The sequence below is a fragment of the Lysinibacillus irui genome (assembly GCF_028877475.1).
Taxonomy (GTDB): domain Bacteria; phylum Bacillota; class Bacilli; order Bacillales_A; family Planococcaceae; genus Lysinibacillus; species Lysinibacillus irui.
In genome coordinates this window covers 712,881-727,342 of record NZ_CP113527.1, presented here as the reverse complement: position 1 = coordinate 727,342, position 14,462 = coordinate 712,881, and the positions used below count along the sequence as shown (strand labels likewise).

The window sequence follows — 14,462 nt, the reverse complement described above, 5'->3', positions numbered from 1 at the left end:
AATTATTATACTATAGACATTGAAAAAGACATATTACGCAATGTAATATGCCTCCATTTTGAAGCGCCTTTAGCCACTTTTTTGTTGAATTTCTGCTAGTCTTTCATTTTCGATTGCTTGCAATGTACGTTCAATTCCCTCTGCAAAAGAAGTTTTAGGTCTCCAACCAATGGCCTTGGCCAATTTATCATTATTTAAGAAAGAATGTTCAATATCTCCTTCTCGTGCTGGGGCATATTGAATCTCAAGTGGATGATTTAAATGTTGGAGCAGTAAAATAACTTGGTGAATAGACCAAGCTTCATTTGTGGAAACATTATACGTACCTTGTAAACGGGCGGATACACCAGCATAAATAGCATCTGCTATATCATCGACATAAATGAAATCACGCGTTTGTTCACCATCACCATAAATGGTAAAGGGTTTCCCCTCCCTACTGCTTTTTAACATACTTGGGATCACTGCTGCGTCGCCTTGCATTGGTTGTCTTGGCCCGAAAACATTAGCGAATCTGTAAATAAGAATAGGTAAACGATAATCTTTTTGCCATTTTTCACAATAGGTTTCGCCAATGCTTTTATTTAATCCATACATAGATATTGGCTCACAGACATCTGATTCTTCTAATGGCGGATAATGACTATCCCCATAAACAGCTGCCGATGAGGCAAAGACAAAGTGCTGAATTTTATATTTGGATGATAAAAAAAGCATTTGGCTAAGTCCAACTATATTTGTCAAAATATCTTTTACTGGCTCTTGGATGGATTGTTGTACGCTCGTTTGTGCTGCACAATGGACGACCACATCAAAGTGAATTTCTTTAAAAAGGTGTTCACAAACCTCATCCTCTACATTTAAGAGATAGGATTTATGCTCAAAGTCAACATTTCGCAAATGACCCGTACTTAAATTATCAATAATATAAACCGTGGCACCTTCTTCAAAAAAACGCCTTCCTACCGCACTCCCAATAAAACCATAGCCACCTGTCACTAATACATTCATCCTATCGCCCCCAAAAACAATATGATGATTTATATGCAGTATTTACTAAAAATATGCAAGAAACTTATTTGATAGTAATTTTTCCCACAATAGTATTACTAGACATTTTATTTAATAACCTTCTATGTTTTTATATAAAAAAAGCATGCTTGAATATTATTTCAAGCATGCCGAATCCCTATTATTAAGCTGGGTTAATTTCTAATTCAACAGATACTTTAATATCTTTACCAACTAGAACTCCACCAGTTTCTAAAGCTGCGTTCCAAGTTAAGCCAAAGTCTTCACGGTTAATTGTTGTTTCAGCTTCGAAACCATATACTTCTTGACCCCATGGATTTGTACCTTTTCCATTGAACTCTGTATCAAATGTTACTGATTTTGTAACGTCTTTAATTGTTAAATCACCAGTTACTGCATATTTATCGCCTGATTTTTTAGTAATGTTTGTAGATTTAAACGTAATTGTTGGATATTGTTCAGCATCAAAGAAATCTGCTGCTTTTAAATGATTATCGCGATCCTCACTACGCGTATTAATGCTTGCTGGATCGATTGTAAAGCTAATGTTAGCCGTTGTTAAATCTGCAAGATCTGTTGCTTCAATATCTGCTGAGTAGCTGTCAAATACACCTTTAACTTTTGATACCATCATGTGCTTCACTTGAAAGTTAATTGCTGAGTGTCCTAAATCAATATTCCATTTTGCCATTTTAAATTCCTCCAATAAGTTGATTTTATCTCGATTTCGAGATATATTTTAAAATATGAAGCAACTACATAATTTATGTTACCCAAAATTTAATAGGATAAACATTTGTAGTTACTTTATTGTAAGAAACGAATGTAATTAATTACTTTCTGTAACCTACTATATATTAATAATTAAGTTACGTCAAGTAATTAAATAAAATTATTTAAAAAGGATGTCCGAATTTTCGGTACATCCTTTATCTTAGATTTTATTGCCTTGTACTATGAGACGATTCTCACTTTCCATCTTTAAATTTAAAATGATACATTATTTACTTAGCAAAAATCTCAAAAATACCTATCATAATAAGCAACCATCCTGATATCGCTGTTGAATGCTTACCAATAAACGTTTTTGAAAGTAAAGAGCCGCATCGACTACCCACTCCCACCGTTATAAACGAGAACACACCAATCGAAATAACAGTCCAAAGGGCAGATATACCATTAGCTCCAATAGCAATGCCTCCTGCTAAACAATTCGCTGATAAAATGAAGCCTAGTGCCATCGCCTCTCGAGTTGAAATCACTAAGTTTTTATCTTCATCAAATAATTCAGGATTTCCAGCTATCCGTTGATTAGAAAAATTTTTGGACATCAAGGTCCATATACCAATTACACACAATAGTAAACTTCCTAATAAATTGGCAGTATGCGGTGAAATATATTCAACAACCGTGCTGCCAGCTGTTACTGCAACATATGTGATAATCATTGACATGATAGCAATCACAGCATTTGATAAAATCGGAATTTTAACTTGTTTAACTCCATAAGCCAAGCCAATCCCCAAATTATCTAAATTTGCTGCAATTCCTATTAGAATAATGGTAACCCAATGCATACTAAGCCTCCTCAAAGCCCAATCTCCATTTTCACCTATCATATGTTAACGCTTGAAATATTTATGGGCAGCCCAATATAGCTTTCGTCGAATCTCATCTTAAAGGCTGAGTTGTTTGAAAATTGCAATTTGACAAAAGTAACAACTTGTATATAAACTTAAGTTGTTACTTGTTGATATTATTTAATTTTCACTAGAAAGTAAGAAAGGATGGTAAGGGTATATTTATGAGATATTTGAAATTGTGGAAAATAGGATTAGCTATAGTATGTCTACTAGTTTTAACTGCATGTAGTTCAGCAGGTGCAGATTCAAAAAGTAGTAATAAAAATGCAATAAACTTAGCCTATGTTGAATGGGATACTGAGGTAGCTTCTACCCATGTAATAGGACAAGTTTTAGAGGATTTAGGATATGAGGTGACATTGACACCACTCGATAATGGCATTATGTGGGAAGCACTTGCAAACGGAGAAGTCGATGGTATGGTATCTGCCTGGTTGCCCCAGACACACGCCCCACAAGTAGAGAAATACAAAACTAAGATTGATAATCTAGGAGAAAATCTAACGGGTGCAAAGATTGGCTTAGTTGTTCCGAGTTATATGGATGTAGATTCAATTGAGGATTTAACAAACCAAGCTAATCAAACTATTACTGGTATTGAGCCAGGAGCTAATATGATGGCCACAACGGAAAATGCTTATAAAGAATATAAAAATCTGGAAGGCTGGAATGTATTGACCTCTTCAGCTGGGGCAATGACGGCTGCCTTGAGTCAAGCCATCACTAATAATGAAGAAATTATCATTACTGGCTGGTCACCACACTGGATCTTTAATGCATACGATTTAAAATATTTAGACGATCCAAAAGGTTTATATGGTACGGAAGAGTATATTGGTACCTTTGCTCGCAATGGCTTAAAAGAAGATTCCCCTGAAGCCTACAATGTCCTTGATCGTTTCCACTGGACCCCCGAGGATATAGAAAGTGTGATGTTTGATATTATGGAGGGAATGAGTGCCACGGAAGCTGCAAAAAAATGGATTGACAACAATCAGGACAAAGTAGCCGATTGGACACAAGACGCAAAAGCATAAATGAAAAAATCCATTTACTAATCACTAGTAAATGGATTTTATGTTGTTAAAAAGGATGGTGTCACTAGCAAATAAAGAACGTTTGGCAAGGACTAGTTGATTTTTGTTCCTTTTTAGTCAATGACTTCTGGATGGAAGCCATCTTTTTGGAAGTAATCATCATGTGACCAAATATTTAACTTTGCCTCTTGTGCCTTTTGTTGAATAGCTCTGAAATCATCTTCAAATGTATTATTTGGTTTATGGATATAACGTACAACAGCAAGACCTTCATCTAATAAGGACTCCTGCAAGAGGACATCATCCACAAAGACATAGGCTAACATGCGGTCATAATTGTCAGTTTCTGGTCCAATATCATAGACTGCTTCAATCTTTTTAGCCTTTTCCAATAAATTGATTGTGTATTCTTTTGCCTGCTCCGCATATGGCTGAGCTCCACCTTTGTTGTAATTCATTTCAGGAGTGTCCACCATTAATAGGCGAATTTTGCGTTTCTTCCCATTAATTGTCGCCTGAATCGTATCGCCATCATATGCTTTAATATAGTCTATCTCAAAGCGTTTATTTCCTGTTTCTTCTTCCACTTGTTCAATGGATATAATACCTTGATCTGTAGCTGTTTTTGTATCTTTCTCTTCCGCAGGAGCTCTGCCAAATATCATGTACAATGCTACAGCAAGAATAATCGTACCACTTGTTATTAATGTTTTTACATCTTGCATTTTCATGTAGTAGTTCCCTCACAACTAGTGTTTTTCTTATACTTTCATTCGTATAAGCGTTCAACTCTTCAAAAAGACAAAAGTTTCACGATGTTACCATTGTAAAATATCAAGCTACTACATTCAAGCTATCACATTGATACAGCTACCCAATGATTCGGAGAGACCTCTACAAGTTGACTATTTTCTACTTCGTATCGAACTTTCATATTATTATGTTCAGCGTCATTATATTTCTGTTTCTCAATTTTCGGATCTGGAATTGGAATAGAACGTAATAATGCTTGTGTATAGGGATGCTGAGGGTTAGCATACAACTCCTCGCTTTCCGCCAATTCTACAATTTTACCACCATACATGACTGCTACACGATCACTGATATGTTTCACCATTGATAAATCATGTGCAATAAATAAATACGTCAAACCTAGTTTATGTTGTAATTCCTTCAATAAATCAACAATTTGTTTTTGAATCGAAACATCTAGTGCTGATAAGGGCTCATCACAAACGATAAAATTTGGTTCAACTGCTAATGCTCTAGCAATACCTATACGTTGTCGTTGACCACCTGAAAATTCATGAGGATAACGCATAGAATGTTCTTTCTTTAAACCAACAAGCTCTAGCAATTCCTCTACTCGTTGTCGTCTCTCTTCATGGTTCTTTACTAAGCCATGAATATCAAGAGCCTCCCCAATAATATCTAGAATTTTTTTGCGAGGATTTAACGATGAATATGGATCTTGGAAAATAATTTGCATATGTCGGCGCATGGCCTTTAATTGCTTTTTCGTTAGCCTTGTTACGGGTATCCCCTGATACAAAACTTCACCGTTTGTAGGCTGATGAAGCTGTAGTATTGTTCGACCAGTGGTAGATTTACCAGAACCCGATTCACCCACCAGGCCTAGTGTTTCACCAGGGTATATATAAAATGATAAATCATTAACTGCTTTCAGCGTTTGACCTCGGCCTAATGAGAATTCCTTTGATAAATGTGTTACCTCGATTAGTGGCTTATGTTTATCAATACCCGCCTGAATATTGGCCATTTCTTTTGGCTGCTTTTTCTCATGTAGCTTTGGCAACGCATTCAATAATTTTTGGGTATACGGATGTTGAGCATTTGCAAAAATCTCTTCTGTTGTACCCTGTTCAACAATTTCCCCCTCTTTCATCACAATGATTCGATCACACATACCGGCAACAACGCCCAAATCATGCGTAATTAAAATAATAGATGTACCCATTTTCTTTTGCATATCTCGCATCAATTTTAAAATTTGAGCTTGAATGGTTACATCGAGTGCTGTTGTTGGCTCATCTGCAATAAGTAGTGAGGGGTTACATGCGAGGGCCATGGCAATCATCACGCGCTGACGCATACCACCTGAAAATTCATGAGGGTATTGTCGATACCGTTCTTCTGCATCTCGAATGCCAACAAGTTTTAATAATTCTATTGTTTGCTGATAGGCTTCTGTTTTTGACATGGACTGATGTTTGATTAAACTTTCAGCAACTTGATCCCCTATTCGAATAGTAGGGTTTGTAGAGGTCATCGGATCCTGAAAAATCATACTAATATCTTGTCCACGAATCCCCTCCATTTGTTTTTCACTTAATTCAGTGAGTTCTTGCCCTTTAAACACAATCGTGCCAGATTTCAGAAATGAAGGTGGTGATGGCAATAAACGCATAATGGAACGTGCCGTTACACTTTTCCCACTACCTGACTCTCCCACAATTCCGAGTGTTTCACCCTTATTTAGATGGAAGCTCACGTCCTTCACCGCTTCAAATTCTGTTTCTCCTGTGATAAAGGACACGCGCAGATCATTGATTTCTAAAAGCTTTTCACTCATTCGACCCATCCTTTTTAAAATTTGTGATTGACTTACTTTCAAGTATAATCCATACTTTACAATACTGATAGGAATTATACAATATACCGTTGAATATTTTATTTACGTTTGGAGGAAATGCATGGTTACTTCAAAAATTCATCTAAAACCAAAAGAATTTATTTTCTTTTCTATGGTTTATCAAAAACTAATGCATCAAAAGCCTTATCAATTCATTCTTTTTCTTTTTAGTGTTTTAGTCCACCCTTTTACATACTTTATTTATCGGAAAAGGAATCATTCTAATACCTTTGATCAGGCTTTTGCATTGCGTAGTCAGCACTACCTGGAGAATGGATTGGTTGCCCATTGGCAAAAAGATTTCGAACAACAAGAAATAGCAAAGGCCAATTTTTTTAAAGAGGCAGTAGCAGCGTCACAAATTCAGGCAACAGCTAAGCAATTAGCTCAAGGAAAGCTCCAACAGCAAGTAGAGCAAGATTTACTTAAAGATGGCATAAAACAATTAACTTATGACCAATTTTTTATTCATCTACTAACAAACAAACGATTTGTTGCTCTTACCTTTCTACCAGCTGTTTTATTTTATGTAGTACTTATCTTATTTGCGAATCCATTCCTGCAATTTATCATTGAACGTATTTTGCAAAGCTTCATTGTTATTGTTGGTGTGGCTACTTTAGTATTTACTATTTTGTATTTATCACCATTCGATCCAGCAAGAAATCTTCTTGGAGTCGAAGCAACACCAGAGCAAATTGCAAACTTTAATCGGATTCACGGTTTGGATCAACCTTATTTATCTCAGCTATGGAACGCATTATCAGGCCTATTTACATTTGATTTAGGCACATCCTTTGCAGGTAAAGAAGATATTACGCACAGCATTGCTACTAAATTTCCTGTCACATTGGAAATAGCCGTTTTGTCATTATTAATGGCTATTGCAATTGCCATTCCAGTCGGTATTATTTCAGCAGTTCGTCCAAATTCCTATTTGGATTATACATTTATGTTCATTGCTTTAATCGGATTATCTATCCCAAGCTTTTGGCAAGGTTTAATTTTTATTTTGACTTTTGCATTAAAGCTACAGTGGTTTCCAGCAACCTATAATCCTCATAATTGGTTATCGCTCATCATGCCAATTATCGTCTTGGGAACATCCATTACGGCATCCATTGCCAGAATGACAAGATCGAGCATGCTTGAGGTAATACACGAGGATTATATTATTACTGCAAAAGCAAAAGGCTTAAATGAATTTAAAGTGATTTCAAAACATGCCATTCGTAATGCCATGATTCCGATTATTACGGTGATTGGACTTCTTTTTGGGGGTATGTTGGGAGGCGCATCTGTAACGGAAAAGGTATTCAACATTAGTGGGATTGGGAGCTATATCGTCGATAAACAATTTATCCCCGATATTCCGGCCATTCTTGGAGGCGTTGTTTATATTGCCATCACGATCTCAATTGTCAATTTAGTAATTGATATCATGTATGCCTTTTTTGATCCACGCATTCGCTCAAAAATGAAGAAGTCTTAAAGGAGGATCACCTGTGAAAAACATCTTACATGTCAAACTACTCTTGAAGATCACACAGGAATATGTCAATTCTCATTTTACTTTTGTCTTTTCCTTACTGTTTTCTTTATTGTTTCTAGCTTATAGCTATAATTTTTCAACCAATAGCTGGCGACAGGTAGTTCTGCTCTTTTTTATTATTTACGCTATTACAACGGCATATGTTGCCATCGTCAATTTACGAATTAAAAAGGATTTGGCAAAGCATGGAGACATTCAAAAAAGCACCCGTCTACTTGGCTATCCACTGTTAGTAACTATTCTGTCAGGCAATATTTTTTCGACATCTTTTGCATTTATGCTTGTGTCGAAAAGAAAGACTGCAGAATATACTTTTGCTGCCTATGCCTTTATTACACAATTATTCATCATTGGTATTGCAGCGTTGAATTTATTTAAACCGTATGTAACAGATACCTTTTTACTTGCTATGGGTCTTTTCTTAGTACTTGCACTTTTTTATATCGTGATGGCTCTTGTATGTACAAAATATGTCACGCCGACTGAGGCACCAAAATGGATGCTCATCCCGGGTATTATTCTGCTATTAGCTACTTTTACTGGCAATCTATTTGCAACATTACTAGGCTATAGTCTTATTCAAAAGGCTAGAAAGGCAAACCCATCTTCTATAGAAAAGTGGCAAAAAATCTGGGAAAAAATCTTACGTAATACGATGGCGGTATTCGGTTTATTCTTCATTATTTTTATGTTTTCATTGTCCATTACAAGCTCTTGGACTTTTGATTATGACTTCGCAACAGAAAATAACTATGGTGCATTACTGCAAACTCCATCTTTAGATTATCCGCTAGGCACAGATAATTACGGACGAGATTTATTTTCACGTATTGTATTTGGGGCCCAAATATCATTAATCGTCGGATTTTTCTCAACAATTATACCGGCAATTGTTGGAGGCGCATTAGGAGCATTTTCTGGCTATTACGGTAAATCAACTGACAATATCATCATGCGAAGTCTTGATATTTTATATGCCATTCCTGGTATTTTATTAGCTATTGCTATTATCGCTGCATTTGGTGCTAATACGGTAAATCTTATTATCGCACTTAGTGTTGGAGCCATTCCAACCTATGCTCGTACAATGCGGGCTAATGTGATGCAGCTCGCTAATTTTGAATTTGTGGAATCCGCTAGAGCTTTAGGGGCATCTGATGCTGCGATTATTTTCAAGCACATCGTTCCCAATTCATTAGCCCCGATGATTGTAAAAGCAACATTAACAATCGGTGGAGCTGTTATTTCAACAAGTAGCTTAAGTTTCTTAGGACTTGGTATTGAGCCACATATTCCTGAATGGGGCAACATTTTAAAAGTTGGTAGTACGTACCTGGAGACACATTCATATGTCGCAATTTTCCCAGGTCTTTGTATTATGCTTCTTGTTCTCTCCTTTAACTTCTTAGGAGACGGTTTACGAGATGCTTTAGATCCAAAAACAAATTAATTGGAGGTAACTATGAAGAAATTACTTGTATTTTTATTCGTTGCAGTACTAGCTTTAGCTGGCTGCGTACAAACAAAAACTGACGTAGAAGGCAGTAAAGATTCAAAAGATAGTGACAAGAGCAATGGCAAGGTTGCTATTGAAGTATTAGGAATGGCAGCCTCTGAAGAAGATATGAATATTGTCCGCGACCAATTAGTTAAAAATGGCTTTGATGTGAAACTAAATATTCAACCAGACTACGGCTCATTCTCAGCTCAAAAAGAAGCTGGGAACTATGATCTGGCACTCTCAAGCTGGACGACAGTTACAGGGAACCCTGACTATGCTGTTCGTGGTTTATTTAAAACTGGTGGGGATTACAGTGTTGTAGCCGACTCCAAATTAGATGCTTTAATCGATGAAGCGAGCACTTTAACAGGCGAGGAAGCAGCAGCTAAATATAAAGATTTAGAGCAATTATTAGTTTTCGATCAAGCTTATATTGCACCTTTATATATTTCCAATAAGTATCAAGGTATTTACTCTGAACTAGTAAATCCTAAAACGGTTCATTTACCAAAATCTCGTGCACAAGTATGGGAACAAATCGAATTTAATGATGCATCTAAAAATGCGACAGAACCTTTAATTTTACACCAAACAATTAATTCTCTAACTTCACTTGATCCAATTAAAGGGAATGATGGTTCCATCAACACATTAAATACAAATATGTATGTTCGTTTAGTTAACTTAACAGACACTGATGAAGTTGTTTCAGATGGCTCATTATCGTATAACCATGTAATGGCTGAAGGTAATCAAGAATATTACTTTATTTTACGCGATGATATTAATTTTGCAGCTGTCAAGGAAGGTGCAGCAGTTGATACGGGCGAATTAGTGTCGGCTGAAGATGTGGTCTTCTCATTAAACCGTGCAAAAGATGCAAACTCAGTACCAGATCATCGTACTTATAGCATTCACGAAAACATTGAAACAGTTGAAATCGTTTCTGATTTAACTGAATTACAAAATAAAAAGGTAGCAGGCTCTGAGCAATCCGTTTTAGAAGCATTATCTCAAAACTTACCTGCTTCTGTTGCCCAGTTAGCAAAGGATAAAGGGGCTGTAAATAATGCGGCAGGTGCATATCAAGTTGTCAAAATTACAACACCAACACCATTCCCTCAAGTGTTAAATTATTTAGCACACCAATCTGGTGGTATTGTATCTGAAAAACAAGTAACAAGTATTAATACGTACGATGTGGCTAGCTACGACCCTGACAAAGACATTGCCTATGGTGATCAAGCTACTGTCACGGAAGGTTCAGCAACATTCAACAACCAGCTATATGCAAGTGGACCATATATTTTAGTAAAGAAAAACGATTATGAAGCACAATTTGTGAAAAACCCTGCTTACCGTGCTGGCAGTGAATATGAGCCAAAAATTGCTAAAATCAATGTCCGTTTTATTTCTGATGTTGATAGTGCTCTATCTGCATTACGCAATGGTGAAATTCATGTTCTTCAAACAGTACCAGAAACAAAACTGGATATTGTTAAATCAGACGCTAAATTAACATTAAATACAGCAGATAGTAATGCAGTAGCTTACTTACAAATGAATACTTCTGGACGTGCAGTTTCTGATTCAGCAGATTTACGTAAAGCGATTCTATACTCCATTAACCAAGATGAATTCATTAGCTATTACCAAGGCAATAAAAAACCAGCTGTATCTACAGTTTCTCCATTAATTGATACTGGCTTGAAACTTGAAGCGGATAGTGAAAAAGTAAAAGAATTTGTAAAAGCGTATAACGATAAAAAGTAAGTCAATATCGCATACTAAAGGAGCCTTCTCAAAATGTGAGAAGGCTCCTTTTATTATAGAAGAAACTCTTTTATATTTCGTTATGTGATTTTGGTTTTGGACCTAGCTCTTCCGGCTCGATATCAGCAAATGTTTCGCCCTCTTCTTCTAAGTCACGCATACGGTGCGCAATTCGAGAAGCCGCTGATGCTGCTATACTGCCAACTAAATCATCTAAAAATGTATTAACGTGATGTCCAGGTTCTGTATCGAGTTTTTTGATAATCCCTACTTTTTGCTTGTCTAAATGGCCGAAAGTGGTAACTGCAATGCTGCCATATGTAAAAACGGATCCTAGGGCAATTGTTTCGTCTACACCAAATAACCCTTCATCTGATTCTATAATTTGTTGTAGTGGTGAAGATAATAATTTCTTTTCTGCTAGTTCATCTAATTCAATTCCTACTAGTAAAGCATGTTGCACTTCTCGTTTACGTAATACACGCTCAACAGAATGAACACAATGCTCCAATGTTAAACCTTCATTATAGGTTTTTTGCATTTCGTAAACAATTTGTGCGATATCCTCTATCGCTACACCTCTACGAATTAACGCGGCTTGAGCTGCCTTCGCTACTTCGTCAGAGTGCACACGTATACTTTTATTATGCATAATTAACCCTCATTTCGATTTTATTGCTAGTATAACGCTAGCCCAACCTATTATACCTTTACTTTCGTAATATGGTACAATTTTGTTACAAACATAAGAAGGAGTGTCATCATTGGATAAGGGAACAGTACAGGATTTAACATTTTATAGTGAAGCATTACAGGAAGAATTACAGCTCTATATTTATGTTCCTGCAAATTATTCTCCACTTTATAAATACAATATTTTAATCGCATCAGATGGTAAAGATTATTTCCAACTTGGCGGCATTACAAAGCTAGCTGATGAACTGATTGATGACTATGAAATCGAAAATTTAATTATAGCTTTTGTTCCTTACAAAGATATTAAAGATCGACGTCATAAATATATTCCAAGCGGTGTGCAACACGAAGCCTATCTACGCTTTTTAGCGCATGAGCTAGTACCCTATTTAGACAGTGAATATGCTACTTACCAGATGGGTATGAGTCGTGGTGTAATTGGTGATTCTATGGCCGCTACGGCTTCCTTAATGGCTGCCCTAAAATACCCAAGTATCTTCGGCAAAGTCATACTACAATCACCATATGTGGACGAAGATGTATTAAAGGCTGTAGAAAATTTTAAAGATCCAGGCTCTATTTCTATCTACCATATCGTAGGTAAAGGTGAAGATCAGGTTGTAACAATGGATAAAACGATCAAAGACTTTTTAACACCTAATCGTCAATTGCATGAGCTAATGATTCGGAAAGGGTTTACTACATTTTATGATGAGTTCGATGGCAATCATACATGGAAATACTGGAAACCAGACCTTCGCCGTGCATTAATTGAAAATTTCAATTAATATTGGGTGATTAAAATTACGAAAACTGAAATTTCTGTTATACTTAAATAGAAAAATTGTTTATTTTCGGGAGGTAATGGACTATGAAGTACGGTATTGTGGCATTTCCATCAAAAAAATTGCAAGATTTAGCGAACACTTATCGCAAACGATATGATCCACACTATGCGAAGATTACACCGCATATAACGTTAAAGGATAGCTTCGATGCGTCTGAAGAAGAGATTCAAACCATCGTCAAGCAATTAGATGAACTTGCTGCTAAATATGCACCATTAAACATTCATGCATCTCGCATAAGTTCGTTTTTCCCTACAACCAATGCAATTTACTTCCGCATTGAACCAACTGAACAATTAGCAGCATTCCAACATGCTCTGCAAGAGAAAATCCCTTATGGGGAAACGAAACATGTATTTGTTCCTCATATTACAATCGCTCAAAAAATGTCAGACTCCGAGCATGACGACATCTTCGGACAATTACGCATGACTGGCGTTGATGAAAAGGATACAATTGATCGCATTCATCTTTTATACCAATTAGAAGATGGTTCATGGACAACATACGAAACATTCCGTTTGTCTGGAGCTGAGTGATGATTGTATAACGTTAAAATTGTTGAAACAAAGCACGAATACGATGATGCCTTCGCTATTCGTAAAAAAGTTTTTGTTGAGGAGCAGGGTGTTCCGCTTCATCTAGAATGTGATGCAGAGGATGCAACAGCAACACATTTCATTATGTATAATCATGATGAACCAGTCGGAGCAGCACGTTTACGTAGTATTGACAATACTACAGCTAAAATTGAACGTGTTTGTATTTTACAATCTCAGCGCGGCAAAAAATTAGGAGCATTAATTATGAATGAAATGGAGAAACATGCCATTTCCATTAATAAAAAAACTTTAAAGCTTCATGCCCAAAGCTATGCGATTCCCTTCTACGAAAAGCTTGGCTATACGGTAACCTCTCCTGAATTTATGGATGCAGGCATTCCACATCGTGCAATGGAGAAATTAATTTAATCAATCTCTCGGTTACAATCGGCCAGAGGTGCCATCCTGCTTTTTTTAGTACCTAGCAAGTTGAAATGGTGTTACGATATGCACTTTTGCATTTATCGTAACACCATTTTTTATAAAGAGACGAATTCGCTTGCCACCATTTATCTACTCTATCGTAACAAGCTGCTTTGCCAAGTAGATATGCCATGCGCTACTTCATCATTCTAGTGATTTTATCGAAATCTAGTGATCCACCATCTTGAATAATAGATTGCACTAATTTATCTTCTAACTCTTGAGTAATGGATCTATTAGATATTTTAGCAACACGTCGTACAATTTTTCTTACTTGCTTTTCATTGGTAAAATCCGCATGTTGAATGGCATTGGCTAATGCGAAGATTTCATCCATCGATACACCTGTTTTTTGCTCAATCGAATTAAAAAACGAGCGATGCATGTTTTCCCTCCTATCATTAAACTCAAATTGACCTTGCATCTTGCACGAAACATTTCACAAATGGTGGAGGCCTTAACTTTATTTAGTTTTAAGCTCCCACTAAATAAAAGTTAAAGCCTTAACTATATGTTTATCAAATTAGATATAAGTAGCGCCAACAATAATTAATAGAATAAATAGGACAACAATTAGAACGAATGTAGAACCATAGCCATAGTTGTTGCCTCCGCCTCCAGAGTAACCCCCACAATAGCTATTATTCCAGCCACCAACATTATTTCCATACGGTTGTGAGCACCAGCCTTGATATCCCATAA

15 protein-coding genes are annotated in these 14,462 nt (G+C 36.4%); 7 read left to right on the top strand and 8 right to left on the bottom strand.

The features are described 5' to 3' along the window. Positions 1-69: 69 nt before the first annotated feature. From OU989_RS03450 to OU989_RS03440, 3 genes are all read right to left on the bottom strand, one after another. Complete coding sequence (locus OU989_RS03450; RefSeq protein WP_274795723.1) at positions 70-1,011, bottom strand: NAD-dependent epimerase/dehydratase family protein; 942 nt, start codon at positions 1,009-1,011, stop codon at positions 70-72. Positions 1,012-1,195: 184 nt separating this feature from the next. Continuing rightward, the gene (locus tag OU989_RS03445; RefSeq protein WP_274795722.1) at positions 1,196-1,723 is read right to left on the bottom strand and encodes a YceI family protein; all 528 of its coding nucleotides are present in this window, start codon (positions 1,721-1,723) and stop codon (positions 1,196-1,198) included. 313 nt (positions 1,724-2,036) lie between these two features. Further along, complete coding sequence (locus OU989_RS03440; RefSeq protein WP_274795721.1) at positions 2,037-2,609, bottom strand: manganese efflux pump; 573 nt, start codon at positions 2,607-2,609, stop codon at positions 2,037-2,039. A gap of 227 nt (positions 2,610-2,836) precedes the next feature. Between OU989_RS03440 and OU989_RS03435 the strand changes: the two genes are divergently transcribed. Then, positions 2,837-3,712 carry a glycine betaine ABC transporter substrate-binding protein gene (locus tag OU989_RS03435; RefSeq protein WP_274795720.1) on the top strand — a complete coding sequence of 292 codons (876 nt, stop codon included), beginning with the start codon at positions 2,837-2,839 and terminating at the stop codon, positions 3,710-3,712. Between the two features lie 113 nt (positions 3,713-3,825). On the opposite strand, the gene OU989_RS03430 is transcribed toward OU989_RS03435, so the two are convergent. Both OU989_RS03430 and OU989_RS03425 read right to left on the bottom strand, forming a co-directional pair. After that, positions 3,826-4,443, bottom strand: coding sequence for a thermonuclease family protein (locus OU989_RS03430; protein WP_274795719.1), 618 nt, complete (start codon positions 4,441-4,443; stop codon positions 3,826-3,828). 125 nt (positions 4,444-4,568) lie between these two features. Continuing rightward, positions 4,569-6,305, bottom strand: a complete 1,737-nt coding sequence (locus tag OU989_RS03425) for an ABC transporter ATP-binding protein (RefSeq protein ID WP_274795718.1) — start codon at positions 6,303-6,305, stop codon at positions 4,569-4,571. A gap of 121 nt (positions 6,306-6,426) precedes the next feature. On the opposite strand from OU989_RS03425, the gene OU989_RS03420 reads away from it, so the two are divergent. From OU989_RS03420 to OU989_RS03410, 3 genes are read left to right on the top strand one after another with little or no spacing between them, the layout of a single operon-like run. Then, complete coding sequence (locus OU989_RS03420; protein ID WP_274795717.1) at positions 6,427-7,857, top strand: ABC transporter permease; 1,431 nt, start codon at positions 6,427-6,429, stop codon at positions 7,855-7,857. Between the two features lie 13 nt (positions 7,858-7,870). Then, the gene (locus tag OU989_RS03415; protein WP_274795716.1) at positions 7,871-9,367 is read left to right on the top strand and encodes an ABC transporter permease; all 1,497 of its coding nucleotides are present in this window, start codon (positions 7,871-7,873) and stop codon (positions 9,365-9,367) included. Positions 9,368-9,379: 12 nt separating this feature from the next. Next, positions 9,380-11,191, top strand: a complete 1,812-nt coding sequence (locus OU989_RS03410; protein WP_274795715.1) for an ABC transporter substrate-binding protein — start codon at positions 9,380-9,382, stop codon at positions 11,189-11,191. A gap of 70 nt (positions 11,192-11,261) precedes the next feature. Here OU989_RS03410 and OU989_RS03405 read toward each other — a convergent pair whose 3' ends face one another. Beyond that, the gene (locus tag OU989_RS03405) at positions 11,262-11,843 is read right to left on the bottom strand and encodes a phosphatidylglycerophosphatase A family protein (protein WP_274795714.1); all 582 of its coding nucleotides are present in this window, start codon (positions 11,841-11,843) and stop codon (positions 11,262-11,264) included. Positions 11,844-11,955: 112 nt separating this feature from the next. On the opposite strand from OU989_RS03405, the gene OU989_RS03400 reads away from it, so the two are divergent. The 3 genes from OU989_RS03400 to OU989_RS03390 all read left to right on the top strand — a co-directional run bounded on the left by OU989_RS03400 (position 11,956) and on the right by OU989_RS03390 (position 13,706). After that, on the top strand, positions 11,956-12,675 hold the full coding sequence (locus OU989_RS03400; RefSeq protein ID WP_274795713.1) for an alpha/beta hydrolase: 720 nt from the start codon (positions 11,956-11,958) through the stop codon (positions 12,673-12,675). 83 nt (positions 12,676-12,758) lie between these two features. Continuing rightward, positions 12,759-13,274: a YjcG family protein gene (locus OU989_RS03395; protein WP_274795712.1), complete on the top strand. Its 516-nt coding sequence runs from the start codon at positions 12,759-12,761 to the stop codon at positions 13,272-13,274. A gap of 3 nt (positions 13,275-13,277) precedes the next feature. After that, positions 13,278-13,706 carry a GNAT family N-acetyltransferase gene (locus OU989_RS03390; RefSeq protein WP_274795711.1) on the top strand — a complete coding sequence of 143 codons (429 nt, stop codon included), beginning with the start codon at positions 13,278-13,280 and terminating at the stop codon, positions 13,704-13,706. Positions 13,707-13,896: 190 nt separating this feature from the next. Here the strand turns inward: OU989_RS03390 and OU989_RS03385 are convergent, their stop codons facing one another. Continuing rightward, positions 13,897-14,145 carry a stage VI sporulation protein F gene (locus tag OU989_RS03385; RefSeq protein ID WP_274795710.1) on the bottom strand — a complete coding sequence of 83 codons (249 nt, stop codon included), beginning with the start codon at positions 14,143-14,145 and terminating at the stop codon, positions 13,897-13,899. Between the two features lie 138 nt (positions 14,146-14,283). Then, positions 14,284-14,460 carry a YjcZ family sporulation protein gene (locus OU989_RS03380; RefSeq protein ID WP_274795709.1) on the bottom strand — a complete coding sequence of 59 codons (177 nt, stop codon included), beginning with the start codon at positions 14,458-14,460 and terminating at the stop codon, positions 14,284-14,286. Positions 14,461-14,462 lie beyond the last annotated feature (2 nt).

Excerpts from the sequence above, each read along its gene's own strand:
- OU989_RS03430 (WP_274795719.1), bottom strand. The coding sequence starts at position 4,443 with ATGAAAATGCAAGATGTAAAAACATTAATAACAAGTGGTACGATTATT.
- OU989_RS03425 (WP_274795718.1), bottom strand. The coding sequence starts at position 6,305 with ATGAGTGAAAAGCTTTTAGAAATCAATGATCTGCGCGTGTCCTTTATC.
- OU989_RS03410 (WP_274795715.1), top strand. The coding sequence starts at position 9,380 with ATGAAGAAATTACTTGTATTTTTATTCGTTGCAGTACTAGCTTTAGCT.
- OU989_RS03385 (WP_274795710.1), bottom strand. The coding sequence starts at position 14,145 with ATGCATCGCTCGTTTTTTAATTCGATTGAGCAAAAAACAGGTGTATCG.
- OU989_RS03440 (WP_274795721.1), bottom strand. The coding sequence starts at position 2,609 with ATGCATTGGGTTACCATTATTCTAATAGGAATTGCAGCAAATTTAGAT.
- OU989_RS03450 (WP_274795723.1), bottom strand. The coding sequence starts at position 1,011 with ATGAATGTATTAGTGACAGGTGGCTATGGTTTTATTGGGAGTGCGGTA.
- OU989_RS03380 (WP_274795709.1), bottom strand. The coding sequence starts at position 14,460 with ATGGGATATCAAGGCTGGTGCTCACAACCGTATGGAAATAATGTTGGT.
- OU989_RS03445 (WP_274795722.1), bottom strand. The coding sequence starts at position 1,723 with ATGGCAAAATGGAATATTGATTTAGGACACTCAGCAATTAACTTTCAA.
- OU989_RS03405 (WP_274795714.1), bottom strand. The coding sequence starts at position 11,843 with ATGCATAATAAAAGTATACGTGTGCACTCTGACGAAGTAGCGAAGGCA.
- OU989_RS03435 (WP_274795720.1), top strand. The coding sequence starts at position 2,837 with ATGAGATATTTGAAATTGTGGAAAATAGGATTAGCTATAGTATGTCTA.
- OU989_RS03395 (WP_274795712.1), top strand. The coding sequence starts at position 12,759 with ATGAAGTACGGTATTGTGGCATTTCCATCAAAAAAATTGCAAGATTTA.
- OU989_RS03420 (WP_274795717.1), top strand. The coding sequence starts at position 6,427 with ATGGTTACTTCAAAAATTCATCTAAAACCAAAAGAATTTATTTTCTTT.